This window comes from Actinomyces glycerinitolerans (genome assembly GCF_900098745.1).
GTDB lineage: Bacteria > Actinomycetota > Actinomycetes > Actinomycetales > Actinomycetaceae > Actinomyces > Actinomyces glycerinitolerans.
Map to the genome: position 1 here is coordinate 70,624 of NZ_FQTT01000016.1, position 23,545 is coordinate 94,168.

Here is a 23,545-nt window from a genome sequence, read left to right on the forward strand (position 1 = left end):
TCACCGCCGACGGTATGGTGCTGGGCATGACTGTGAAGTGGGAGCTTTCGTTTAGGACTGACCGTCCGGGGCAGGAGGATCGCATGGAGGAGGAGGCTGCGCGGTCCTGGGAGCTGATCCAGCAGTTGCGGGGCCTGCACCCCACCCTGGACCCGTGGCGCGAGAGCAACACGTCTAAGGCGAAGGCTGCGGCGAACCCGGAGATCACGACCCTGGAGGAGTTCCTCGCCGTTATGCACGCCAACATCAAACCCGACCTGTCCGGTGTCAGGTTCTCTTTGTTCTCCGGGGATGTGGACCGGGCCGACGGCGCCTCCATCAGCATTGCGATCGGTGGCTGGCAACCCGATAAGGGTCACGTAACCCTCAGGTTCCATAGTAGTGAGTTCGCTGATCTGCTCGTCGGTGATGAGTCCCTGGCTGATCGTCTGGTCGCCATGGGTGCGGACATCCTGGAGCCGGAGATCGGGTGCCTTTCTCGTGAGGACTTTCCGGTCAGGGATGAGCCTGAGCCGTATGACTATGTGCAGGGGTGGAAGATGTTCTTCCCGGCCACCTCACCCCACTGGGCGCAGGCCGGTGCCCTGGCCACGGCCTCCTACCCCACCGCCAACGGTGCGGTGTTCACCTACGGCAGCCCCGACACCTACCCCACCATCCTGAACACCTGGCCCAGGAGCGCCTGAGCACCCGCTCCACCCCCACCGACTGTGGTTCCAGGGCCCGCCCCGGGCGCTGACACGCTCCTGGGGCGGGCCGCCCTGTCTTGCCTGACTCAAGTCGGGCAGCGCACGCCGGGGAGTACAGCAGAAGCCGTTCGACAGCCTGGTCTCGCCGGACAACCCCGCCCGGGTGACGCTACCGGACGGACGCACCATCGAAATCACCGAGACAATGACACTACGGGCACCGAAGCAGTAGCCCGCAACCGCTAAACAACCCAAGGAGGCCCGGGGTATGAGTAACTTTGTTACGTGGACCGTTGATAACCACTCCGGGAGGCTTGAGGTTTTTACGCGGCCTCAGACTCCCGAGAGAATCGCAGATGATGTTGCACACGACCTGACTTATCCGAGTTTTTTCACCGGAGGACCGATCTTCGCCTTAGGAGTTCAACCTATTCCAGAGGGTATCGATGTCCCCGACGACCTTCCCGACGATGATCCTGAGCGGATGCGGTATATTCAGGCGGCTGGGTCGAATCGGGCGTTGACGATCGAGGCCCGCGTACCCGACCCGGATGGCTCGTATGTTCATTACGTGTTGGCGCGTGAACCCGTCGCCGATCCGGACCGGTGGGTGCCACTGTCCTGGGACAACGGCTCGCCCGAGCTCTACACCATCCACCTGCACCCCGAGGAGATCTTCACCGGCCAGCAGGCCGTGCCCGTCTTCCGCGACTACATCATCAACGGCCAACTCCCCGACCCCCAGCTCCTGCGCCCCATCGATGTCTGACCGGAGTGACGGCTGTGTGAGCACCTGACTGGAGGGCGTGGCTCCGTCTGTTACGAGCTTTTGCACCCTGGTGTGCAGGAATTTGCCGCACACCAGGGTGCAAAGGCTCGTAGTAGAGGACAAAGGCTCGCAACAGCGACGCTGCGACGTCGTCCGTCACCGGAGCCGCGTCAAGGAGCCCGTCACTGGAAGCGCGCGCCTGCGGACGGGTCGGCGAGCCACGCCAGGGCGGCGTCGATGCGGCCCGGGGTGGAGCCCACCAGCGGGGTCGGCAGCGCATCCGGTGCGAACCAGTCCACCGCCGTCGACTCCTCGTCGGCCACATGCGCCCGCGCCACCGCGGCCGCATCTGCCCGGGCGGCGAAGGTGATGTCCATGAACACGCAGCGGTCGCCGTTGGGGAACACATGCGGTTCCCCGGCGCTCACCCCGGCCACCCCGAGGATCTCCGCGTCGACGCCGGTCTCCTCCAGGCACTCGCGTCGGGCCGCGGCGGCAGGCTGTTCCCCGGGCTCAGGGATGCCGGAGACCACCGCCCAGGCGCCGTTATCGGAGCGTCGTCCCAGCAGCAGCCGCCCGTCCGGGGACACCACTACCACGCTGACGCCGGGCAGCCACAACTGCTCGTGCCCGATCTTCCTGCGTAGCTCGATGATGAACTCGGGGGTCGCCACGGCGCGTCACCTCGGCCGGGAGGCGGCGACGTTGCTGGCGCGGCGGGCGTCGGCGTCGTCGATCGGTAGCGGATCCCAGGCCCCACTGCGCAACTCGACCGCGCGCTGCAACAGCCAGTCGGCCACCGCGGGGTTCTTCGGCAGGATCGGGCCGTGCAGGTAGGTGCCGATCACGTGTTTGAACCGGGCCCCCTCCGCACCGTCCTTGCCGTTGTTGCCGGCCCCGGAGCGCACCGTTCCCAGGGGCTCGGCGCCGGGGCCGAGCGTGGTCAGTCCGGAGTGGTTCTCATAGCCGACCACCCGGCCGAATTCGGGTGAGTCCAGCACGATGTTGCCGATCAGCCGCCCCGATCCGGCCACCGTCTCGGCGTCCAGCAGCCCGATTCCGGGAATCTCGGAGCGCTCGCCGGTCACGAAGCGGTGCCCGAACAACTGGTACAGGCCGCAGATGACCAGCATCGGCACGCCGTCGGCCGCCCACTGCCGCAGGCGCGGGCCGATTTGGACCAGGTCGTCCTTGATGCGCTCCTGCCCGGAGTCCTGGCCGCCGCCGCCCAGCACCAGGTCCACCTCCTGCGGCATCTCGTCGCCGGGGTTGTAGGAGTGCAGCTCGACGTCGTAGCCGTGCCACTGGCCGCGGCGGGCCAGGGTGAGCAGGTTCCCCCAGTCGCCGTAGATGTTCATGTCCCGCGGATACAGCTGCAGCACGCGGATGCGGCCGCGGGCGGGGCCGGAGCCGGTGTGGTTGTAGACGGTGGGGTCGGTGCTCATTTCATGACCTCCTCGACCTCGGTGAGCCGCCCGAGGCGAGCACGCAGGGCCAACATGGCGGTGTAGGTGGTGTACACGCGCATGGGGCGGTCTTCAGCGGCGGCACGCGCGCGCAGGGTGTCCAGGCCGGCCTCCAGGTCCGGTTCGACGACGCCGACGGGTACCTCGTCGTAGCGCAGCCGCAGCGCCATGTCCCAGGCGCGCACCCCGGTGACGACGGCGACCCCGGCCCGCTTGAGGGAGGTGAAGTCCACGTCCCACAGCCAGGACATGTCACGGCCGTCGGCGTACTCGTCGTTGATGGCGATCATGATGAGCTCGTCGGGCCGACCCCGGCCCGCGGCGGGTGCTGCAGTGGTGCTGGGCGCGCTGCCGGCATCCACGGTGTCGGTCCGACTGGTGGCGTCGGCCTGGGCGGTGGGCGCGGACATGAGGCTCATGCGGAAGCCCGCCGGATTCTTCACCAGGGACAGCTGCACCGGACGACCGTCCAGGGTGATGACCTCACCGCGGCCGAAGGCCGGGCGGATCTCGGACAGGGTCGCCAGCAGGCGTGGCAGGTCGGCCCGGTCGCCAAGCACCTCCAGCACCAGGGTCAGGGCGGCACAGGCGTTGAGCACATTGTGGATGCCCGGAATGGCGAAGGCGACCCGGTGTTCGGTGCCGTCCACCTCAATGGTGGCCTCGTTGCCGGCCAGCGCCACCAGGCGCACGCGCGGAGCCGGGCAGGGGGAGTCGGCGCCGGCGGTGGACTCGACGGCGTCGTCGGCGAGCGCCCCGGGTGCGCCGCCCGCGTCCGCCTGCTCGGTACGCAGATCGTCGTCGGACAGGAAAACCGAACGCAGGGCGGGGCCGACCCCGAAGGCGGCGGTGCGGGAGGCCAGGCCCCCCAGGAAGCGCTCCCCGTTCAGGCGCGGGTCGTCGGCGTTGACCACCACCACGTCGCGCGTGGCCAGGGCGGCCTGGCGCAGCAGGGAGGCGGTGTAGTCGATCTCGCCGAAGCGGTCGAGCTGGTCGCGCATGACGTTGAGCATGAGCGCCGCCCGCGGCCTGACGGAGCGGACGAAGTGGACGGCGTGGGCCTCGTCGAGCTCCAGCACGGCGACGTCGGCGTCCAGGTGGCCGGCGGCGTTGACCTCGGTGAGTAGGGCGGCGAGCACTCCGCGCACGAAGTTGGAGCCGGTGCGGTTGGTGAAGACCTTCAAGCCCTGGTCGCGCAGCAGCTGGACGACCATCTTGGTGGTGGTGGTCTTGCCGTTCGTGCCGGAGACGAGCACCACCCCGTGCGGCAGCCGGTCCAGGGTGCGGGCGAGGAAGCCGGGGTCCGTGCGCTCCATGACCAGGCCGGGGAAGGCGGTGCCACCGGAGCCGCCGCCGCGCAGGCGAGCCAGGGTGCGGGCCGTACGGCCGAGTGCGACGGTGAGGCGTGAACGCATGGGGCTCCTGCTTGTGGTCGACGGCGGACCGCCTCAGTCTAGATGAGTGCCTCCGCGTTGGCGGTGTGACGTGGAGGCGGGCGGGACGACGACGCGCAGTGCGGCGGGCTCGGCCTCGGCGACCAGCTTCCGGGTGCGGCCCACGGGGTCGCCGTCGAGCTCGAAGGGGACCGGCTCGGGCGTGGTCAGGGTCAGCCGACGGGCCTGGTGGTGGCTGAGGCCGTCGACGTCCTGGCCGATCAGCAGGCCGGCGCCGACCTTGGCCCAGTCGGTGATCCGGTTGGGGCCGGTGAGAAGCAGGTCCACGCGGCCGTCGTCGGGGGCGGCGTGGGGGAAGATCGTCATGCCGCCGGTGATGGTGCCGACGTTGCCCAGCAGTGCCATGACCACTCGGTGCTCGGCGGAGGCGGCGGGAGTGCCCGCGCCGGTGCCGCTGTCTTCGTCGCCGTCGAGCTCCACCCGCACCGTGAACGGGTCCGGCACCGCGTTCTGCACCGCGGCCACCACGTAGGCGCCGGAGCGGATCACCTTCTTCAGATCCTCGCTGGTGTCCGCCATGATGCGGGCATCCAGGCCGAGGCCGGCCATGACCACGAAGCGTTCGGTGCCGCCGTCCCAGGTGCAGCGCACGACGTCGATGGCGCGGGTGGGGCCGGACAGGGCCAGGCGCAGGGCGGCGTCGGTGTCGAGCGGCACCTGTAGGTTGCGGGCCAGCAGGTTGCCGGTGCCGGTGGGCAGCAACGCCATGGGCACGCCGCTTCCCGCCAGTTCGCTGGAGACGGCGCGCACGGTGCCGTCCCCGCCGGCGGCCAGCACCAGGTCGACGCCGGCGGCCAGGGCGCGGCGGGTCTGCTCGTGGCCGACGTCGTCGGGGGCGGTCTCCAACCAGAGGGTGGGCTGCCAGCCGGCCGCCAGCACTTCGGACTCCACGCGCCGACGCAGCAGAGACAGGTCGTCGAACTTGGTGGGGTTGTAGACGATGGCGGCGCGCTTGTCCACGGTGGTAGACGGCAGGCCGATATGCGCCCAGGACGCGAGGATCTCCTCGGTTCCGCCCACGCTGAGCGAGAAGGTCGCCACCGTCGCGCCGAGTAGCACGCCGCCGATCAGATCGGAGACGGACTGCAGGCCCATGGCCCACTGGCCCGCGCAGGTGACGGCGACGGCGACCACGCCCGCCAGCCGCCACAGGCGCACCTGGGAGGTGGGACGGCGGTGGGCCCGCGTGAGCGTGACCAGCACCCAGGCGGCCACGGTCATGGCGACGGCGTGCCCGGCGGGGTAGGCGAAGCCGCGGTAGGACAGGGAGTCGGCGAAGGCGGAGGAGGGGCGTGCGTGGTCGATCCAGGTGGCGATGGCGATCTGGAGTGGCAGGCCGAGCAGGGAGGTGGTCAGGGCGGTCGACAGGCGCCGCATGCGCTGCTGGTAGGTGACGACGGCGGCCGCGGCGATGGCCGTGTAGATCAGCACCGGGTGGGTGAGCAGGGAGATCGCCTCGAGCACCTGCCCCCGTCCCGAGCGCGGTGGCAGCATGGGCACCGTCAGGGCGGCGTCGAGGCGGTCGGTGAGTCCGGTGCGAACCAGGACGGTCCAGGCGGCGAATGCCAGCGCGCCCAGGATCCAGGCGCCGTAGCCGAGCTCCCAGCGGCGGCGCAGGCGGTCGGCGACGCCGGCAAGCCGGTCGTTGAAAGTGCCGAGACGGGCGGACACGGGGCTCCTTCACGCTGATGTCGCTGGGCGGCGCGCGGGCCGCCGGCGGTGCGGCGCCAAATTACCAGGGGCGCGTGCGGTGGAGCTGTGTGCCCGCCCGTCCCGACGAGGTGGGTGGGGATGCGGCGTCGGTTGTGCCCGGCTACTTCACCTTCTTGATGAAGATGGCCAGCACACCGCCGACGATGGCGCAGATGCCGGCGAAGTAGCACAGTGCCGGGTAGTTCATCTTCTCCGGCGAGCCGATGCCCAGGAAGAGCGGCGCCATGTACGGGGCGAGCGACTGGGGCAGGGCGTTGGCGATGTTGAACACGCCCAGGTCCTTGCCGGCGTTGTCCGGGTTGGGCAGGACGTCCACCACCAGGGCGAGGTCGACGGAGACGTAGACGCCGTAGGCCAGGCCCATGACGGCCTCCACCATGTAGAAGCCGGACACTGTGGTGGTGTGCGCCAGCATGAGCGTGCCGACGCCGAATAGCGCGGAGGCCAGGAACACGAAGATCTTGCGACGGTGGAGCCGGTCGGAGAGCTGCCCGCCGACGAAGCTCGCGGCCATGAGGAAGCAGGTGTAGATGAACACGGAGATTGTCACCGTGTTCCGCGCTTCGGCCTCGGTTAGGCTGACCCGGTGCACCAGGTACATGAGGCGGTAGGTGGTGAAGGAGAAGGCGCAGAAAGTGATAAGGAAGCGCCCGGCCCAGGCCAGGGCGTAGTCGGGGTGCTTGACGGGGTTGACCCAGAAGGTCTTGAGCAGGCCGATGAAATCGAGCCGCGGCGGCTTAATAGTCAGCTGCTTGTCCGGCAGGACGAAGGCGAACCAGGTCATGACCAGGATGGCCGGAATGGCCGGGCCGATAAACAGCATCGGGAGTCTGGTCGCCATGGCGCCGGCCCACCAGGTGGCGATGAGCTGGGCCAGGTTCTGGGCGATGGAGATCATGGAGCTGACGCGAGCCCGCTGTAACTCGGGTACCTGGTCGGATAGCACTGCCACGAAGGGTGCCAGGGCGGCGTTGGCTCCGATTTGGGCGATGAGCCAGCCGGCGGCGACCGCCGGTACGGTGTTGGTCAGGCCCATGATCGTCAGGCCGAGGGCCATTCCGAAGATGCCAATCACCAGCCAGGGGCGGCGCCGTCCCCAGCGCCACATGGTGCGGTCGGACACCTGCCCGAAGATGACGTTGGCGAAGACCGCGCCCAGTGCCCCCAGGCCGGCGATCTGGGATACGGCGTTGGCCTGCGCCGCCGAGTCGTGGGGGAACATGGCCATGGCCTTGGTCTGAATGGCCACGACCGCCGGCCCCATGAGGGCGATGAAGAAGAAGAGCTGGGCCAGGACGTAAGCCGCGATGAAGAACGGCTTGACCGGTTTGGTAGGCGGTGCGAAGAAGGCGTCGATCTCCTCCTGGGTGGCGCGCCCCCTGATCGAGAAGGTTTCTGAAGTTGGTGGCTCTGCCATAGGGATCTCCTCGTCGAGATGGAAGGGAAAGTGAGCTGCACTACATATGTCAGCCTAAGCCCGTTGGGACCTCGACGTCACGCAATCGTTTGACAGAGTTTTGTACCGCTCGGTCTGGGGGTGCGTCCCTGATCGCGGGAGGGTCCTCGTGCCGACCGTCGGCGTACCGCCGGCGCCTCCGGTCTTCCCACTGTTGAGCCTGCGCGTCGGATCTAGCTGGGGGAGCCGCTCACCGATTACCGGGCAGTGGCAGCTCCAGGTTGAAGGCGAGCACCATCGCCCGGGCACGCATGTGCTCCTGCTCCTCGCCCAGGTAGCCGACAATGCGGCCGAGCGACGCCGTCGGAATGGTCAGTACGTTGTCCAGCGAGATGGCGCCGGGGTGGTCGAGCCCCTGCGCGGGACCCACCGGCACCTCGCTGGACAGCCCCTTAACCGGCTCTTCGCGTTTGTGGGTGTGGTCGGTGGGGGTTGGCGCTGTCGGCTGGGGTGCAGGGGTCGGGCCTTGTCATTGATGCCTGGGCCGGCAGTGTTCGGGGTGCGTGCGCAGGCCGATGCGGGGCCTGACGGTTCGTACCTTTGCTCCGATGATTCGTACTGTCTTGCGACGGTTCGGCACCCAGAGGTACGTACCGTCGCCGTTCATGCCGAAGCGTCAGTGCCAAGTGCCGAACCGTCAACTAAACATACGAACCGTCCGCCTCGCTTTCCACGGGAAGTGCCTACGGCGCATGCCCCACCCCACCTACCGTCACAACAAGCAGCCGACCGCCGACCAGAACACACCACCAGCCACACCCTCAAACCGGAAGAGCCCCATAAGCGCCATATCTACGGATCTGGGCACGTAACCTCTACCGATCGCGGCGCGGCGGGTGCTCGGGCCACGTCCGGGTGGTGGTCGGGCGGCGTATGGGTCGTATTCAGGTGCCCGGAGTAACCCGAGTCACGGAGGGGGGCTCTGGAATAGAACCGCCCCATGCAGGGTTGAGCCCATCAGACTCAAGGTCGCGGCGCGTGGAGTTGACAAGGCCACGCTCAACCATGATCCTGAGTGCATACCACTCAACTTCAACACTACGAGACATCAAGGAGCACCCATGGCACGTGCCGTCGGCATCGACCTCGGAACCACCAACTCCGCCATCGCCGTCCTCGAGGGCGGCGAGCCCACCATCATCCCGAACGCGGAGGGCGGGCGCACCACGCCGTCCGTCGTCGCCTTCTCCAAGTCCGGCGAGGTGCTGGTCGGCGAGGTCGCCAAGCGCCAGGCGGTCACCAACGTCGAGCGCACCATCTCCTCCGTCAAGCGTCACATGGGCACCGACTGGACCGTCGACATCGACGGCAAGAAGTACACCGCCCAGGAGATCAGCGCCCGCATCCTGGCCAAGCTGAAGGCCGACGCCGAGGCCTACCTGGGTGAGAGCGTCACCAACGCCGTCATCACCGTCCCCGCCTACTTCAACGACGCCGAGCGCCAGGCCACCAAGGAGGCCGGCACCATCGCGGGCCTGACCGTGGACCGCATCGTCAACGAGCCCACCGCCGCGGCCCTCGCCTACGGCCTGGACAAGGGCAAGGAGGACGAACTCATCCTGGTCTTCGACCTGGGCGGCGGCACCTTCGACGTCTCCCTGCTGGAGGTCGGCAAGGACGAGGACGGCTTCTCCACCATCCAGGTGCGCGCCACCAACGGCGACAACCGCCTGGGCGGCGACGACTGGGACGCCCGCATCGTCAACTGGCTGGTCAAGCAGGTCAAGGACAAGTCCGGCGTGGACCTGTCCAAGGACAAGATCGCCATGCAGCGTCTGCGTGACGCCTCCGAGCAGGCCAAGAAGGAGCTCTCCAGCGCGATGAGCACCGACATCAACCTGCAGTACCTGTCCATGAGCGAGGCCGGCCCCATCCACCTCGATGAGCGCCTGACCCGCTCCCACTTCGAGGAGATGACCGCGGACCTGCTCGAGCGCACCAAGGTGCCGTTCCACAACGTCATCAAGGACGCCGGCGTCTCCCTGTCCGAGATCGACCACGTGGTCCTGGTCGGCGGCTCCACCCGCATGCCCGCCGTCACCGAGGTGGTGCGCGAGCTGACCGGCGGCAAGGAGCCCAACAAGGGCGTCAACCCCGACGAGGTCGTCGCCATCGGCGCCTCCCTGCAGGCCGGCGTCATCCAGGGCGACCGCAAGGACGTGCTGCTCATCGACGTTACCCCCCTGAGCCTCGGCATCGAGACCAAGGGCGGCGTGATGACCAAGCTGATCGAGCGCAACACGGCCATCCCGACCCAGCGCTCCGAGGTCTTCTCCACCGCCGAGGACAACCAGCCCTCCGTCCTCATCCAGGTCTACCAGGGCGAGCGCGAGTTCGCCCGCGACAACAAGCCGCTGGGCACCTTCGAGCTGACCGGCATCGCCCCGGCCCCCCGTGGCATCCCGCAGATCGAGGTCTCCTTCGACATCGACGCCAACGGCATCGTGCACGTCTCCGCCAAGGACCGCGGCACCGGCAAGGAGCAGTCGATGACCATCTCCGGCGGCTCCGCCCTGCCCAAGGAGGACATCGACCGCATGGTCAAGGAGGCCGAGGCCCACGCTGAGGAGGACAAGAAGCGCCGCGAGGAGGCCGAGACCCGCAACATGGCGGAGCAGCAGGCCTACTCCATCGAGAAGCTGCTGAAGGAGAACAAGGACAAGCTGCCGCAGGACGTCAACTCCGAGGTCTCCGCCGCCGTAGACGAGCTCAAGAAGGCCCTCGAGGGCACCGACATCGAGCCCGTCAAGGCCGCGCAGGAGAAGCTGAACGAGGTCTCCCAGAAGATCGGTCAGGCCCTGTACGCCTCCGAGCAGGCCGCCCAGGCCGCCGGTGACGCCGCCTCCGCCCAGGCGCAGTCCTCCGCCGAGGACGACGACGTCGTGGACGCCGAGATCGTCGACGACGAGGACACCAAGTGAGCACCGACCCGGACAAGCGCCCGGAGGAGGGCTCCGAGCCCGAACCGGGGCAGGACGCCGGCCAGGACCGGCCCGCCGGCGCCAACCCCGGCGCCGGCGGGGTCGACCCCGCGCTGGCCGACGAGATCGAGGCCGCCTTCGACGGCGTCGACCTGGGCTCCGCGGCCCAGGGCGGCGCCGCCCCGGCGGGCGGCAACGGAGCGGAGGACGCGGGCACCGACGTCGAGGCGCCCTCGGAGCTGGAGCAGGCCCGGGCCCAGGCCGCGCAGGCGGCCGACGACCTGGCCCGTGCCCGCGCCGACCTGTACAACCTGCAGCAGGAGTACCAGGGCTTCGTACGCCGTTCGCGCGAGAGCGCGGCCGGGCACCGCGAGGCGGGGCAGGCGAGCGTCGTCGAGACCCTCATTCCGGTCCTGGACGAGATCGAGCTGGCCCGCCAGCACGGCGACCTGACCGGCACCTTCGCGACGACCGCCCACAAGCTGGAGCAGATCCTGGCCGACAAGTTCGGCCTGGTGCGCTTCGGCGAGGTCGGAGAGGTCTTCGACCCGAAGCTGCACGAGGCGCTCATGGCCACCGAGTCCACGGAGGTCACCGAGCCGAGCGTGGCGCTGGTACTGCAGCCCGGCTACAAGCTCGGTGAGCGCGTGGTGCGGGCGGCTCGCGTTCAGGTCGCCAACCCGGCCTGAGTACGAAGGCTGCGTACTAGGCGGTTCAAATGGACAGTTCAACAGGAACAGAAAGGAGGCGGTGAGCCATGGCCAGTCAGGACTGGATGACCAAGGACTTCTATGCGGTTCTCGGCGTCGCCAAGGACGCCGACTCCGCCGCCATTAAGAAGGCCTACCGCGCGCTCGCCAAGAAGTACCACCCCGACCGCAACCCGGGTGACGCCGCCGCGGCGGAGAAGTTCAAGGAGATCGGCGAGGCCTACTCCGTGCTGTCAGACCCCAAGGAGCGTCAGCAGTACGACGCCATCCGCTCCATGGCCGGTGGCGGCGCGCGCTTCACCTCCGGCTCCGGTGGTGGCGGCGCCGGCTTCGAGGACATCTTCTCCTCCATGTTCGGTGGTGGCGGACCCAACGTGCGCTACTCCACCTCCGGCGGCGCCTCCCAGGAGGACATCGACGACCTGCTGCGCATGTTCGGCGGTGCGGCGGGTGCCGGGGGTGGACGGCGCGGACGCGGTCCCTTCGGCTTCGGCGGGTTCTCCTCCCAGCCGCAGCCGGTCAAGGGGCCCGACGTGCTCACCAACGCCACGCTGTCCCTGCGCGATGCCGTCTCCGGCACCCTGGCCGAGCTCACCGCCGACGGGCGCACCATCACGGTGCGCATTCCCGCCGGCGTGCACGACGGGCAGAAGATCCGCCTGCGCGGCAAGGGGCGCCCGGGTACGAACGGCGGCGAGAACGGGGACATGGTGGTGACCATTTCGGTGGCCAAGCACCCGGTGTACTCGATCGATCCGGTCAACACCGCCAACCTGCGCATGGACCTGCCCGTCACCCTCAAGGAGGCGGCGCTGGGCGCCACCGTGCAGGTGCCGCTGCTGGACGGCAAGACCAGCCGCGTGCGCATCAAGCCCGGCACCTCCTCCGGCACCGTGCTGCGCCTGCGCGGCAAGGGAATCGTCACCTCCAAGCGGACCGGCGATCTGCTGGTGACCGTGCAGGTGGCCGTGCCCAAGAAGCTGTCCAAGGAGGCCAAGGCCGCCCTGGAGGCATTTGACGCGGCGATGGAGGCGGATCCGCGCGCGGGCCTCGCCCAGGAGGCGGCCCGGTGAGTGCGCGGCGGCTGACCGGACAGGGCGTCGACTTCCTCGCCGAGGATGCCGACGAGCGGGCCGTCTACGTCATCTCCGTGGCTGCGGAGCTGGCCGGCATGCACCCGCAGACTCTGCGGCAGTACGACCGGCTCGGTCTGGTCACCCCCGCCCGCGCCTCCGGGCGGGGGCGGCGCTACTCGCACCGCGACGTTCAGCGGCTGCGGCGCGTGCAGGCGCTCAGCCAGGAGGGCATCAACCTGGAGGGCATCCGCCGCATCCTCGACCTGGAGCGGCGCGTGGAGCGGTTGGAGGAGGAGAACCGCTCCCTGCGCGCCCGCCAGGCCGCCGTCGAACGGGTCTTCGCCGCGGCCGCCGACGGCGAGGTGCAGGTCGTCCCGGTGCCTCCCGGTCGGCGGGCTCGGCCGCGTACGGACACCCAGAGTGCCGCAAACGGGGCGGCCGCCGGCTCGACCCGGCCCGGCACCGCCATCGTGGTGCGCCGCGGCTGGACGGACCAGCTGTGAGACCGCGCTCGCGGCGTCGGCCCGGCTCCCCGCGGTAGGCTGACCACGATACTGCAACACGAAGTGAAGGAATGCGTGCAATGACCCAGCCCCCCAACCCCGGACAGCCGTACATCCCGCCGTCGGCAGGCTCGGCCTCCGGCAGCTACAACCCGCAGCAATACCCCCCGCAGGCGCAGCAGCCGGCCTCGTATCCGCAGGCCCAGGCGGCCCAGCCCGGTCAGCCCGCCCAGGCCCAGTACCAGCAGGCCGCCTACCAGGCCGGCTCCTACGCGCAGCCCGCCGCGCCCAAGGCCGACTCGTTCATGACCAACCTGTTCGACGGCGCCCGCGACTTCGCCTCCAAGTACGGCAAGACGATCTTCATCGTCGGCTTCGTGCTGTACGTGGCGGCCTGGATTCTCAGCGCCATCAACTTCACCTACTTCGACTTCGGCGAGTTCCTACTGACCCTGCTGAAGACGGCGCCCGGAGTCCTGACCAACATCTTGATCCTGCGGCTCATCATTGAGATCGCGGCGAAGGTCGGTGCGTCCAAGACCGACACGCCGGCCGCCTGACGGCGTCAGCGCACCACGGAGGACCGGTGGCCGCCTACGAGACCGACGACGGCGAGCCCCGCTACGGCAAGCGCCTGAGCCCGGAAGAACTGGCCGCCTACCTGCGTGAGCAGGGCATGGAGCCGCCGGCCGGGACCGGCGGCGGTCGGGCCGCGGCGGGCCAGATCCCCGCCCCTGCGAACGATCCCTATCGGCGGAGCCCCATCGAGGCGGGCGGGCCGGTGCCCACCCGTTGGGGCGTCGGCACTTCCGCGACCGGGACCGGCCGCCCGGCGCACCGGTGGCGCACCTTCGGCGTAGGCCTGGTTCTGATGCTGGTGATTGCGCCATTGCTGCTGCTGACCGGCGCGCTGACCGCCCTGGGAGGCTCCCTGACCCGGAGCGCGACGCTCGGTGAGGACGGCGTGGTCTACCTGGAATCCGGCACCCCGGCAGGCCTGTACGCCACCTCCGCGACGGCGGTCACCGGCTGTACGGTCACCGACCCCGACGGCGCCGCGGTCAACCTGGATGCTCCCGAAGCGGGCGTCCCCTACGCCACCTTCACGCCCGCCCGCAGCGGCGCCTACACCGTCACCTGCCCCGCGGGCACCGCCGGCCTGGTGGTGGGCCCACCCATGAACCTCGACCGTGTGCCACTGGCGGCGGCGTTGATACTGGGTGCTGGCGCGGTCGGGCTTTCCGGGCTGATCGTCACCGTCATCGGCCTCGCCCGCGCCCGCCGCTGACTAGCGGGCCAGCCTCCGCCAGGCGAACTCGTACTCCAGGGCCTGCATGTAGGCCCGCTGTGCGTTGGTGGCGGCGCGGCCGTGCCCACCCTCGCTGTTCTCGAAGTAGGTCACATCCTGGCCCAGTTCCAGCATGCGGTAGGCCATGGTGCGGGCGTGTGCCGGGTGCACCCGGTCGTCGCGCGTGGAGGTGACCAGGAGCGCCGGCGGGTAGCTGCGCCCCGGCTGCAGCAGGTGGAAGGGGGAGAACTCGCGGATGAACTCCCACTGCTCCGGATCGTCCGGGTTGCCGTACTCCGCCTCCCAGGAGGCGCCCGCCAGCAGGCGGTGGTAGCGGCGCATGTCCAGTAGCGGCACCTCGCACACCACCGCCCCCACCAGCTGCGGGTAGCGGGTGAGCATGACGCCCACCAGCAGTCCCCCGTTAGAGCCGCCGCGTACGGCCAACTGCGCCGGCGTGGTCACGCCCCGTTCCACCAGGGCCCGGGCCACGGCGGCGAAGTCCTCGTAGACCCGGTGCCGGTGCCGCTTCAGCCCCGCCCGGTGCCAGGCCGGGCCGTACTCGCCGCCGCCCCGAATGTTCGCCACCACGTAGGTACCGCCGCGCTCCAGCCAGGCCCGGCCGGTGACCGGCAGATAGCCGATCCCGAGCGGAATCTCGAAGCCGCCGTAGCCGTACAGCAGGGTCGGGGCCGGGCGGGATGCGCCCGCGTCGTCCCGCGCGGGTCGGCCGATCTGGAAGTAGGGCACGCGGGTGCCGTCGTCGGAGACGGCCACGTGCTGGGTGACGACGATGCCGCTCGCGTCGAAGCGCGCGGGCGCCTCCCGCAGCACCTCGACGGCGCCGAGCTCCCCGGCCGCGTCCAGCTCCCCGACGGCGAGCACGGTGGGGCGGGTGAAGGAGGAGACGGTCAGCCACAGCCGGTCGCCCTCCCGTGGATCGACGGCGCTCGCGGACACGTCGACCAGGGCCCGTCCGGGGCGCAGCAGTGTCGGGTCCTCCGGGGCCGCCGCGGGCTCCCCGCCGGTGGCGGTGGTGGCGCCGAGGAGGGCACCCAGGTCGGGGCGGTGGCGCCGCCAGGGGCCGGTGCCGTCCGGGCCGCCCGGAGTGAGCACCTCCAAGGTGGTCACACAGTCGTCCAGGAGCGTCAGCACCAGGTGATGGGCGGTGATGGTGAAGCCGCTGAGCGAAGTCGTCGGCGTAGGAGTGAACAGCACCGTCAGCTCCCGGGAGCCGTCGAGGAAGGCGTCGATGGGGGCGGCCAGGAGCGAACCGGCCGGATAGATGCAGCCCGCGGTGGTCTCCCAGTCCTCGCGCAGCTCGATCAGCAACAGATCCCAGGCGGGGGTGACCGCGGCCGAGGCGGGGACATCCACATGCAGGGTGCCCGGCGCCACCACTGCTTGTGCGCCGGCCAGGCAGCGTTCGGCGTCGGCGGCGGGGAGGGTTGGGGCACCGTCGGGCAGCAGCCACAGCTCCTCGGTGTAGAAGTCGGGGTGGGTCAGCAGCCAGGTGCGCCCCCAGGGATCCCGGTAGGCCCAGGCCCCGTCGTCGTCGGCCGCGGCGGTGAGCAGCACCTCGCCCTCCTGCGGGCTCTGACCACGACGCAGGCGGCGCACCTGCCGCGGGTAGCCGGCGGGGGAGAGGGAGCCGGGGCCGAAGTCGTCGGCCAGCAGCACCGCCTCACCGGCGTCGTCGGCCCAGGCCAGGAAGCCCTTGGAGGACTCACGATGGAAGCCGGCCCCGCCGTCGGGGTCGGTGGGGACGAAGTGACGCGATTCCAGGTCGAACTCGCGGGTGACGTCGGTGTCCGCGCCGCCCGCGGACAGGGTGATCAGGGCGCGCCGACCGGCGCGCGGGCCGGTACGCAGCACTGCGGCGCCGTGCCACACCCAGGCGGTGTCCTCCGCCGCTCCGAGCGCGTCGAGGTCGAGCAGTTCCTCCCAGTCGGTCTGCTCAGAACCAGCGGTTGCGCCGGCGCGGTAGGCCTCCCAGGTGGTGCGCCGCCACAGGCCGCGCGGGTGGGCGGCGTCGGTCCAGAAGTTGTACAGGGCACCGACCGCCTGGCCGGCGCGAGGGATGCGGTCGGGCGCGTCGAGAATCGCCTGGATGTCGGCGCGCAGTTCCGCGAATCCAGGGGTGTTGTCGTAGGCGGCGCGGGTGGCGGCGTTGCGCCGCGCCACCCATGCGAGCGCCCGCTCCCCCTCGATCTCGTCAAGCCAGTCGGGGACGGGCTCGAGTTCGGATGGAGGGGAGGCGGGCGTCGTGTTCACCCGTCCGACTCTACGGCCGGCCGGGATGCACTGCCGCCGAAGCGGACTTCACTTGTCGCCGATGGCCTTGTCGGCGGCGTCGCGAGCGGAGTCGACCTGGGAGTCGAACTTCCCGCCGGTGACCTTCTTGGCGGCCTCCGCGGCCTTGTCCAGGACCTTGTCGGAGACCTCCTCGACCTTGTCAGAACTGACGACGCCCTCGGCCTTCTTCTTCAGATCATCGAGTCCCATAAGCGCTTCCTTTCGTCGACCAACGGGAAGCCGAGCGGCGTCCCATCCGTGCAGTATGACACGCGCGGGTCAGAGGGAGGCGAGCATGGCGTCGGAGATTTCCTTGAGCTGCTCCTCGGAATCGGCAACGATCACCGACGCGTAGTAGGCATCGTCACCGTCCGACACGGCGAGGGCGGACACGTAGTACTGCGTGCCGTCCTCGGAGGCGGTTACGGTGAGGATGGCGGCGTCGGCGCCGCTGCCGGAGGTCGTCTCCTCATAGCCGGTGATGTCGGCGTCTTCGTCATCCTCCGCCAGTGACCGCATCTGGTCCTCGGACGGCAGGGCGCCCTCCCCATCGATCCGGCCCAGGACGAGGTACGGCGCGACGTCGGAGTCGGAGGCGGTGTCGACGCTGGTAAGCGGCGTGTCCTCCAGATCGGCGATGACCTCCTCCTCGGAGTCATCCAGTGCCTGCGCGATGCGTCCAACCAGCTCCGTGTCGGAGGTGTCGGCGGAGGTGAGGGTGTCCCAGTCGGAGGGGACGGCCACGGAGATGTCGTAGTCCGGCACTTCAACCAGGGTGAAGCCGTCCGGGACGGCGGCGTTGTCATCGGTGTCGGCCGTCGTGTGGGCGCTGGCATCCGCGGTGGCGGTGACCGCCTGGTCGGAGGCGGCGCTCGCGGAGTCGGCGGCGTCGTCGGAGTTGGAGGAGCAGGCGGACATGGACAGCGTCAGGGCGACAGCGGCCAGTCCGGTGGTGGCCAGGGTGGCCGGGCGGGGTAGACGGATGGAACGGGTCATGGGTGATTCCTTTTCATGATCGGATATAGGCGGATGATTCGGTTATCGAGTGCGTGGTGGGCGGTGCTCGACGGCTAGAACAGCGGGACCGCGTCCTCTACCAGTTCTTGCGCCCGCTCGGCGGAGACATCAGTGGAGGCCGTCACGGTGACCGTGCCGTTCTCCTCCGGAGTGAGCACGTAGACGTTGGAAACGTACTGCGGGGTTCCACCCTGGTCGACGGTGTAGCTCATGGTGGTGCGCAACCCGAAGTATGACCCGATGGTGGAGGTTTGCAGGTCGGTGTATTCGATGCCGCTTTCCTCCAGCTCCTGAATGACCTCCGGCTCCATCGGCAACTCGGCGCTGTCATAGTTGACCTGGCCGGTGATCTCCGCGGTTTCGCCGGAGTCCACGGGGCCGGCGCAGATGACCTGGTAGGTCGCGAGTTTCTGTCGCACCGTGTCAGCATCCTGGCCCGTGGCCTGGACGTAGGCGTTCACGAGCTCGTCGTCGTCGGCGTCGTCGCTGGTGAGGGACGCCCAGTTGGACGGGATCATGATCGCGTAGCTGCCATCGGGGAACTCGACCATGGTGTACGCGCTGGTGGGAGTCGGGCTCGGCTCCGGGCTGGGCGGTAGCGTCTCCTGCGTGGTTGCCGTGCTGGCGCTCTGCGCATTGTCGGAGCCGGAGCAGGCGGCGAGTGAGGCCGCCAGCACGGCGGTGAATGCGGTGGTCAGGGCGGTTCTTCGGGACAGGCGAGTCATAGGGGTCCTTAATACGCTTCAATACGCTTCGGGTCAGATGGAGCCGAGGATCGCGTCAACCAGTTCCTGGGCGCGCTCGGCGGAGTCGGTGCTGGTGACGGTGAAAACGATGATCCCGGAGCCATCGGGGTTGAGTGCGTTGACCATGCTCGTGTACTGCGGCTCGACCACCTCCAGGGAGTAGGACATGAGCCTGGCCTCGGCGCCGCTGCCCGTAGTCGCGGTGCTAACGCTGAGGTCATCGGGCGTGAGACCGTATTCCTCCATGTCCGCGGAGATCTCCTCCTCCGAGCGCAACTCGGTCGTGCGGCTGTCGGTCTGGACGTCGAGCTCTTCGGTTGCGTCGGAGTCCGCGCCGCTGGCGGCAAATACGCTGTACGCCTCGAGCTTCAGCCGCACGGTGTCTTCATCCAGACCCGTGGACTGAATGAAGGCATTGATGCGCTCGTCGTCGTCGGCGTCGTCGCTGGTGAGCACGTTCCAGTCGGAGGGAACCGCGAAGGCGACGGTGGTGTCCGGGATCTCCACGGCGGTGTACCCGTCGGGGACGGTGGCGGTCGAGTCCGAACCGCCGTCCGTCTCCGCCGCGGCTGTGGTCTCGCCGGCCTCCTGGCTGGCGGCGCCGGTGTTCTGCGTGTCCTCGGAGTCGGAGCAGGCGGCGAGCGAGGCCGCCAACACGCCGGCGAATGCGGTGGTCAGAGCGGTTCTACGGGACAGGCGAGTCATGGGAGTCCTTCGCGGTTGATTGCGGCGGGTATTGCCTTGACCAGCGGCGGCGAGCCGTTGGGGTGGGAACGCCGGCTGCGTTCCCACCCCAACGGTAACGAATTAGTCGTCAATGTGTTACGGATCAGATGGAGCCGAGGATCACGTCGGCCAGCTCCTGGGTCCGCTCGGCAGAGGCGGTGCCCATCGTGATGAGAGCGGTCTGGCCGTCCTGGGTGGGGATCGCCAGATAGGCCCCTTCGATCGGCTCGGTCGCGTAATCCATGTTCATCGTGAAGGTGTGCATGGCGGCGTCCTCGCCACTCGCGGTCTTCGGCTCGCTGAAGGTGCCGGGAGTGAGGCTGCTTACGCCCGGCAGCTGCTCGCTACCGGTGAGCATGTCGTTGAAATCGGCCTCACCGGGCATGACAGATGTTGCGACCACCTGAATGTTGTAGTTCTCGGCGAGTGTCGAGGTGCCGCTGGTATCGGCGGCGTACAGCCCGATGCTCGCCATCATGGCCGTGATCTGGTCTGTGGTGTAGCCGAGCGCCGAGGCGACTGCCTCAACCCGCTCGCTGTCGGCCAGGTCGTCGCCGGTGATCGCCTCCCAACCGTCGGGGACCGGAACGGACAGCTCGGCGCCGGGCACCTCGGTGAGGGTGTAGCCGTCGGGCACGGTCGGCTCGGCGGCTGCTTCGGTTTCGTCGGCGTCGTCGGAGCCGGTGTCCGTGTCGGCCGTGGTGGTGACCTGCTGGTCGGAGCCCTGGTCGGCGGCGTCGTCGGAGTTGGAGGAGCAGGCGGACATGGACGCGGTCAGGGCGACGGCGGTCACGCTGGTTGCTACGAGGGTGGTCAGGCGGGACAGGCGGGACATGGGAGATTCCAATCTTTCTTTGCGTCGGACTGTGCGTGCTGAACACGCTAGGGAAGCGTCGCAGATAACGAAATGGGTAGAGCTCCCCCCCCGGGGAGAACTACCCACCTGCGTAAGTAGTGATTCGGGACTCATGCGACGAGCATCCCTGCGCAAAGTTGAGTGGAATAGACTCAAGGCTGCGTCGGTTGAGGCGTGCAGAACTCCGGACCGCCTGTGTCCGGACACCCACGTCAAGGAGGTCCATATGGACACTAACTTCACCACCCGCTCGCAGGAGGCGATCTCCGGAGCCATGCAGGCGGCCGCCGCCGCGGGCAACCCGCAGGTCGACACCGCCCACCTGCTCTCCGAACTGCTGACCCAGACCGACGGCGTAGCCGCGGGCCTGCTCGCCGCCGTCGTCCCCGACGCCGCGGCCCGCCAGGCCGTGGGCGCGGCCACCCGCCGCGTCCTGACGTCGCTGCCGGCAAGCTCCGGCTCCTCCGTCGCCCAGCCGCAGCCCTCGCGCGCCTTCCTGGCCGCGCTGGAGGCCGCCGGGAACGAGGCCAAGCAGCTTGCAGACGAGTACGTCTCCACCGAGCACCTGCTCATCGGCCTTGCCGCCGGCAACCCGTCGGCCGACCCCGTCGCCAAGCTGCTGAGCGACGCCGGTGCCACCGCCCCGAGGCTGCGCGAGGCCCTGCCGCAGGTGCGCGGCACCGCCCGCGTCACCTCCCCGAACCCCGAGGGCACCTACAAGTCCCTGGAGAAGTACGGCACCGACCTGACGGAGGCGGCTCGCGAGGGCAAGCTCGACCCGGTGATCGGCCGCGACGCCGAGATCCGCCGGGTGGTGCAGGTACTGTCCCGCCGCACGAAGAACAACCCCGTGCTGATTGGTGAGCCCGGCGTCGGCAAGACCGCCGTCGTCGAGGGGCTCGCCCAGCGCATCGTCGCCGGCGACGTCCCCGACTCCCTGCGCGGCAAGCGGCTCGTGGCCCTGGACCTGTCCGGCATGGTCGCGGGCGCCAAGTACCGCGGCGAATTCGAGGAGCGGCTGAAGGCCGTGCTGAAGGAGATCAAGGACTCCGACGGCGAGATCATCACCTTCATCGACGAGCTGCACACCGTCGTCGGTGCGGGCGCCGGCTCGGAGGGAGCCATGGACGCCGGCAACATGCTCAAGCCCATGCTGGCCCGCGGCGAGCTGCGCCTGGTCGGCGCCACCACGCTGGACGAGTACCGCGAGCACGTGGAGAAGGACCCCGCCCTGGAGCGCCGCTTCCAGCAGGTGTACGTGGGGGAGCCCTCCGTGGATGACACGGTCGCTATCCTGCGCGGCATCGCCCCCAAGTACGAGGCCCACCACCAGGTCACCATTTCCGACGGCGCGCTCGTGGCCGCCGCCACCCTGTCCGACCGCTATATCTCCGGCCGGCAGCTGCCCGACAAGGCCATCGACCTGATCGACGAGGCCGCCTCCCGTCTGCGCATGGAGCTGGACTCCTCGCCGGTGGAGATCGACGAGCTGCGCCGCCGCGTGGACCGCATGCGCATGGAGGAGTCCTACCTGGCCGACTCGCTGGAGGAGGGGAGCGACCGCGCCGACCCCGCCGCCGTGGACCGGCTGGAGCGGCTGCGCGCCGAACTGGCCGACGCCTCGGAGAAACTGACTGCGCTCAATGCCCGCTGGGAGGCCGAGAAGGCCGGCCACAACAAGGTTGGTGAGCTGCGCGCGCAGCTGGACGAACTGCGCACCAAGGCGGACCTGGCCGAGCGCGAGGGCCGCTTCGAGGAGGCCGGCCGCCTGCGCTACGGCGAGATGCCCGCCCTGGAGAAGCAGATCCGTGACGCCGAGGCGACCGACACCACCGTCGTCGGCCCGGACGGGGTCGAGCGCGAGGGGGCCGCCCCGGAGCCGATGATTGCGGAGAAGGTCGGCCCCACCGAGATCGCCGAGGTCATCTCCGCCTGGACCGGCATCCCGGTCGGCAAGCTCATGCAGGGCGAGCAGGCCAAACTGCTGCACATGGAGGACGCCATCGGCAAGCGGCTGATCGGCCAGAAGGCCGCGGTGACCGCCGTGTCCGACGCCGTACGCCGTTCCCGTGCGGGCGTGTCCGACCCCGACCGGCCCACCGGCTCCTTCCTGTTCCTTGGCCCCACCGGTGTGGGTAAGACCGAGCTGGCCAAGGCCCTGGCGGACTTCCTGTTCGACGACGAGCGCGCCATCGTGCGCATCGACATGTCCGAGTACTCCGAGAAGCACTCGGTGGCCCGACTGGTCGGTGCCCCTCCGGGGTACGTCGGCTACGAGGAGGGCGGCCAGCTCACCGAGGCCGTGCGGCGCCGCCCCTACTCGGTGGTGCTGCTGGACGAGGTGGAGAAGGCCCACCCCGAGGTCTTCGACATCCTGCTGCAGGTGCTCGACGACGGCCGCCTCACCGACGGCCAGGGCCGCACCGTAGACTTCCGCAACACCATCCTCGTGCTCACCTCCAACCTGGGCAGCCAGTTCCTCATCGACCCGCTGCTGTCCCCGGATGAGAAGCGCGAGTCGGTGATGACCGCGGTGCGCGGCGCCTTCAAGCCGGAGTTCCTCAACCGGCTGGACGACACGCTGATCTTCGACGCGCTCACCAAGGAGGAGCTCGGCCGGATCGTCGACATCCAACTGGCCCGCATGGCCGAGCGGCTGCAGGGTCGACGACTCACGCTGACGGTGACCGACGCCGCTCGCGAGTGGCTCGCCGACGAGGGTTACGACCCCTCCTTCGGCGCTCGGCCGCTGCGCCGGCTGGTGCAGCGCGAGATCGGCGACCGGCTGGCCAAGATGCTGCTGGCCGGGGAGGTGCTCGACGGCCAGGAAGTCGTCGTCGACGTCAGCCCCGAGGGCGTGTTGGCCGGCCTGGCGCTGACCGCCCGCGGGGAGGCCTGGGCGCCGTCGGCGGCGACGCCGGTGGCCTGATCCGACCGGATCCAGGAGCGTCGGCCCCGGGTGCTGCAACACGGCACCCGGGGCCGACGCGCACCAGTGCGAGAATGAGGGCATGTCTTCTACCCCGGCCCACCCACATGCCGCCTCGCTCGCGACCACTTCTACCGCTTCGGGTGGGCGTTGGCGCGGCCCTGGCCGCCCGCCGGCCGGCAGCGAGGACAAGCGCGAACGCATCCTCAATGAGGCCGTCGCCCTGTTCGGCGCCCATGGCTACGCGGGCACCTCACTCGCGGATATCGCTGCTGCCGCCGAGATCTCCAAGGCCGGTCTACTGCACCACTTCTCCTCCAAGGAGGCGTTGTTCGCACAGGTGCTCGAGCGCCGCGACCGCGAGGACCGTGCGAGCCTGCTGGGGGACGAGCAGTTCAAGGACGACCCCTGGCGCCTGCTCGACGCCTTCGCGACCCTGGTGGAGCACAACACCCGCCACCGCGAACTGGTGGCGATCTACACGGCGACGACGCCGGCGGTTCTGGCTGCCGACCATCCGGCGCATGCCTGGCTGGCCCAACACCTGGCAGAGTCCATCGCGCAGATTGAGACAAGCCTGGAGCGGGGCAAGGCCGCCGGGACGGTGCGTCCCGAGGCGCCTTCGCGGCTGATCGCGCGTTCGGTGGTGGCCCTCAGTGATGGGTTGCAGATCCAGTGGCTGTGTGCGACCACGCCCGGCACGGCGGCGGAGGTGAACGTCGGCACCGGGATGGTCGAAGAGATGCGCCTGTACGTGGACGACCTCAAGCGGCGCTGGCGGATCGGCTGAGTTATTCCGAGTTCTGCCGCGGCGGGGGCGGCTCTTCTGTGGCGCGGGTTGGGCCTCGGGGGCTGGGGTGCTGTACGGCTGGGCCTCGTCTCGTACACGAGTTTCCCGCAAAGACACGAGTTTTGGAGGTTTGCGGGTGCG

General features: G+C 69.4%; 22 protein-coding genes. 10 read left to right on the plus strand and 12 right to left on the minus strand.

Annotated features, from left to right (window positions below):
• The first annotated feature begins 26 nt into the window (after positions 1–26).
• Together ACGLYG10_RS15240 and ACGLYG10_RS16760 are read left to right on the plus strand one after the other, a co-directional pair.
• Positions 27–686: a hypothetical protein gene (locus ACGLYG10_RS15240; protein ID WP_139241027.1), complete on the plus strand. Its 660-nt coding sequence runs from the start codon at positions 27–29 to the stop codon at positions 684–686.
• 487 nt (positions 687–1,173) lie between these two features.
• Positions 1,174–1,458 carry an NTP pyrophosphohydrolase gene (locus tag ACGLYG10_RS16760; protein WP_244542712.1) on the plus strand — a complete coding sequence of 95 codons (285 nt, stop codon included), beginning with the start codon at positions 1,174–1,176 and terminating at the stop codon, positions 1,456–1,458.
• A 182-nt stretch (positions 1,459–1,640) separates the two neighbouring features.
• Here ACGLYG10_RS16760 and ACGLYG10_RS15250 read toward each other — a convergent pair whose 3' ends face one another.
• The 6 genes from ACGLYG10_RS15250 to ACGLYG10_RS15275 form a co-directional block, all read right to left on the minus strand.
• The gene (locus ACGLYG10_RS15250; protein ID WP_073333904.1) at positions 1,641–2,132 is read right to left on the minus strand and encodes an NUDIX domain-containing protein; all 492 of its coding nucleotides are present in this window, start codon (positions 2,130–2,132) and stop codon (positions 1,641–1,643) included.
• A 6-nt stretch (positions 2,133–2,138) separates the two neighbouring features.
• On the minus strand, positions 2,139–2,903 hold the full coding sequence (locus ACGLYG10_RS15255) for a type 1 glutamine amidotransferase (RefSeq protein ID WP_073333906.1): 765 nt from the start codon (positions 2,901–2,903) through the stop codon (positions 2,139–2,141).
• On the minus strand, positions 2,900–4,339 hold the full coding sequence (locus ACGLYG10_RS15260) for a Mur ligase family protein (protein ID WP_073333908.1): 1,440 nt from the start codon (positions 4,337–4,339) through the stop codon (positions 2,900–2,902). The genes ACGLYG10_RS15255 and ACGLYG10_RS15260 overlap by 4 nt, the downstream gene beginning before the upstream one ends.
• A gap of 33 nt (positions 4,340–4,372) precedes the next feature.
• Complete coding sequence (locus ACGLYG10_RS15265; RefSeq protein ID WP_244542713.1) at positions 4,373–6,049, minus strand: bifunctional phosphatase PAP2/diacylglycerol kinase family protein; 1,677 nt, start codon at positions 6,047–6,049, stop codon at positions 4,373–4,375.
• A gap of 142 nt (positions 6,050–6,191) precedes the next feature.
• Positions 6,192–7,508, minus strand: a complete 1,317-nt coding sequence (locus ACGLYG10_RS15270) for an MFS transporter (protein WP_083566026.1) — start codon at positions 7,506–7,508, stop codon at positions 6,192–6,194.
• Positions 7,509–7,737: 229 nt separating this feature from the next.
• Complete coding sequence (locus ACGLYG10_RS15275) at positions 7,738–7,917, minus strand: hypothetical protein (protein WP_211483034.1); 180 nt, start codon at positions 7,915–7,917, stop codon at positions 7,738–7,740.
• Positions 7,918–8,608: 691 nt separating this feature from the next.
• Between ACGLYG10_RS15275 and dnaK the strand changes: the two genes are divergently transcribed.
• The 6 genes from dnaK (at position 8,609) to ACGLYG10_RS15305 (ending at position 14,045) form a co-directional block, all read left to right on the plus strand.
• The gene (gene dnaK / locus ACGLYG10_RS15280; RefSeq protein WP_073333913.1) at positions 8,609–10,468 is read left to right on the plus strand and encodes a molecular chaperone DnaK; all 1,860 of its coding nucleotides are present in this window, start codon (positions 8,609–8,611) and stop codon (positions 10,466–10,468) included.
• Positions 10,469–10,581: 113 nt separating this feature from the next.
• On the plus strand, positions 10,582–11,157 hold the full coding sequence (grpE, locus tag ACGLYG10_RS15285; RefSeq protein WP_073334003.1) for a nucleotide exchange factor GrpE: 576 nt from the start codon (positions 10,582–10,584) through the stop codon (positions 11,155–11,157).
• Between the two features lie 68 nt (positions 11,158–11,225).
• Complete coding sequence (locus ACGLYG10_RS15290) at positions 11,226–12,251, plus strand: DnaJ C-terminal domain-containing protein (RefSeq protein WP_073333915.1); 1,026 nt, start codon at positions 11,226–11,228, stop codon at positions 12,249–12,251.
• On the plus strand, positions 12,248–12,757 hold the full coding sequence (locus ACGLYG10_RS15295; RefSeq protein WP_073333918.1) for a heat shock protein transcriptional repressor HspR: 510 nt from the start codon (positions 12,248–12,250) through the stop codon (positions 12,755–12,757). Before ACGLYG10_RS15290 ends, ACGLYG10_RS15295 begins: the two co-directional genes overlap by 4 nt.
• An 80-nt stretch (positions 12,758–12,837) precedes the next feature.
• Entirely contained in the window at positions 12,838–13,317 is a 480-nt protein-coding gene (locus tag ACGLYG10_RS15300) for a hypothetical protein (protein WP_073333920.1), read from the plus strand.
• Between the two features lie 26 nt (positions 13,318–13,343).
• Positions 13,344–14,045: a hypothetical protein gene (locus ACGLYG10_RS15305; protein ID WP_073333923.1), complete on the plus strand. Its 702-nt coding sequence runs from the start codon at positions 13,344–13,346 to the stop codon at positions 14,043–14,045.
• Here ACGLYG10_RS15305 and ACGLYG10_RS15310 read toward each other — a convergent pair whose 3' ends face one another.
• The 6 genes from ACGLYG10_RS15310 to ACGLYG10_RS15335 form a co-directional block, all read right to left on the minus strand.
• Positions 14,046–16,319 (minus strand): prolyl oligopeptidase family serine peptidase, encoded by a 2,274-nt coding sequence (locus tag ACGLYG10_RS15310; RefSeq protein ID WP_073333926.1) that lies wholly within the window; start codon positions 16,317–16,319, stop codon positions 14,046–14,048.
• Positions 16,320–16,367: 48 nt separating this feature from the next.
• Entirely contained in the window at positions 16,368–16,550 is a 183-nt protein-coding gene (locus ACGLYG10_RS15315) for an Rv0909 family putative TA system antitoxin (RefSeq protein WP_073333928.1), read from the minus strand.
• A gap of 69 nt (positions 16,551–16,619) precedes the next feature.
• Positions 16,620–17,336 (minus strand): hypothetical protein, encoded by a 717-nt coding sequence (locus ACGLYG10_RS15320; protein ID WP_073333931.1) that lies wholly within the window; start codon positions 17,334–17,336, stop codon positions 16,620–16,622.
• 74 nt (positions 17,337–17,410) lie between these two features.
• Positions 17,411–18,082, minus strand: coding sequence for a hypothetical protein (locus ACGLYG10_RS15325; protein ID WP_073333934.1), 672 nt, complete (start codon positions 18,080–18,082; stop codon positions 17,411–17,413).
• Between the two features lie 33 nt (positions 18,083–18,115).
• On the minus strand, positions 18,116–18,808 hold the full coding sequence (locus ACGLYG10_RS15330) for a hypothetical protein (protein ID WP_073333936.1): 693 nt from the start codon (positions 18,806–18,808) through the stop codon (positions 18,116–18,118).
• 124 nt (positions 18,809–18,932) lie between these two features.
• Complete coding sequence (locus ACGLYG10_RS15335) at positions 18,933–19,664, minus strand: hypothetical protein (RefSeq protein WP_073333939.1); 732 nt, start codon at positions 19,662–19,664, stop codon at positions 18,933–18,935.
• A 247-nt stretch (positions 19,665–19,911) separates the two neighbouring features.
• Here ACGLYG10_RS15335 and clpB point away from each other — a divergent pair, with 247 nt between their 5' ends.
• Positions 19,912–22,614 carry an ATP-dependent chaperone ClpB gene (gene clpB, locus ACGLYG10_RS15340; protein WP_073333942.1) on the plus strand — a complete coding sequence of 901 codons (2,703 nt, stop codon included), beginning with the start codon at positions 19,912–19,914 and terminating at the stop codon, positions 22,612–22,614.
• 82 nt (positions 22,615–22,696) lie between these two features.
• Positions 22,697–23,404 carry a TetR/AcrR family transcriptional regulator gene (locus tag ACGLYG10_RS15345; RefSeq protein ID WP_073333944.1) on the plus strand — a complete coding sequence of 236 codons (708 nt, stop codon included), beginning with the start codon at positions 22,697–22,699 and terminating at the stop codon, positions 23,402–23,404.
• Positions 23,405–23,545 lie beyond the last annotated feature (141 nt).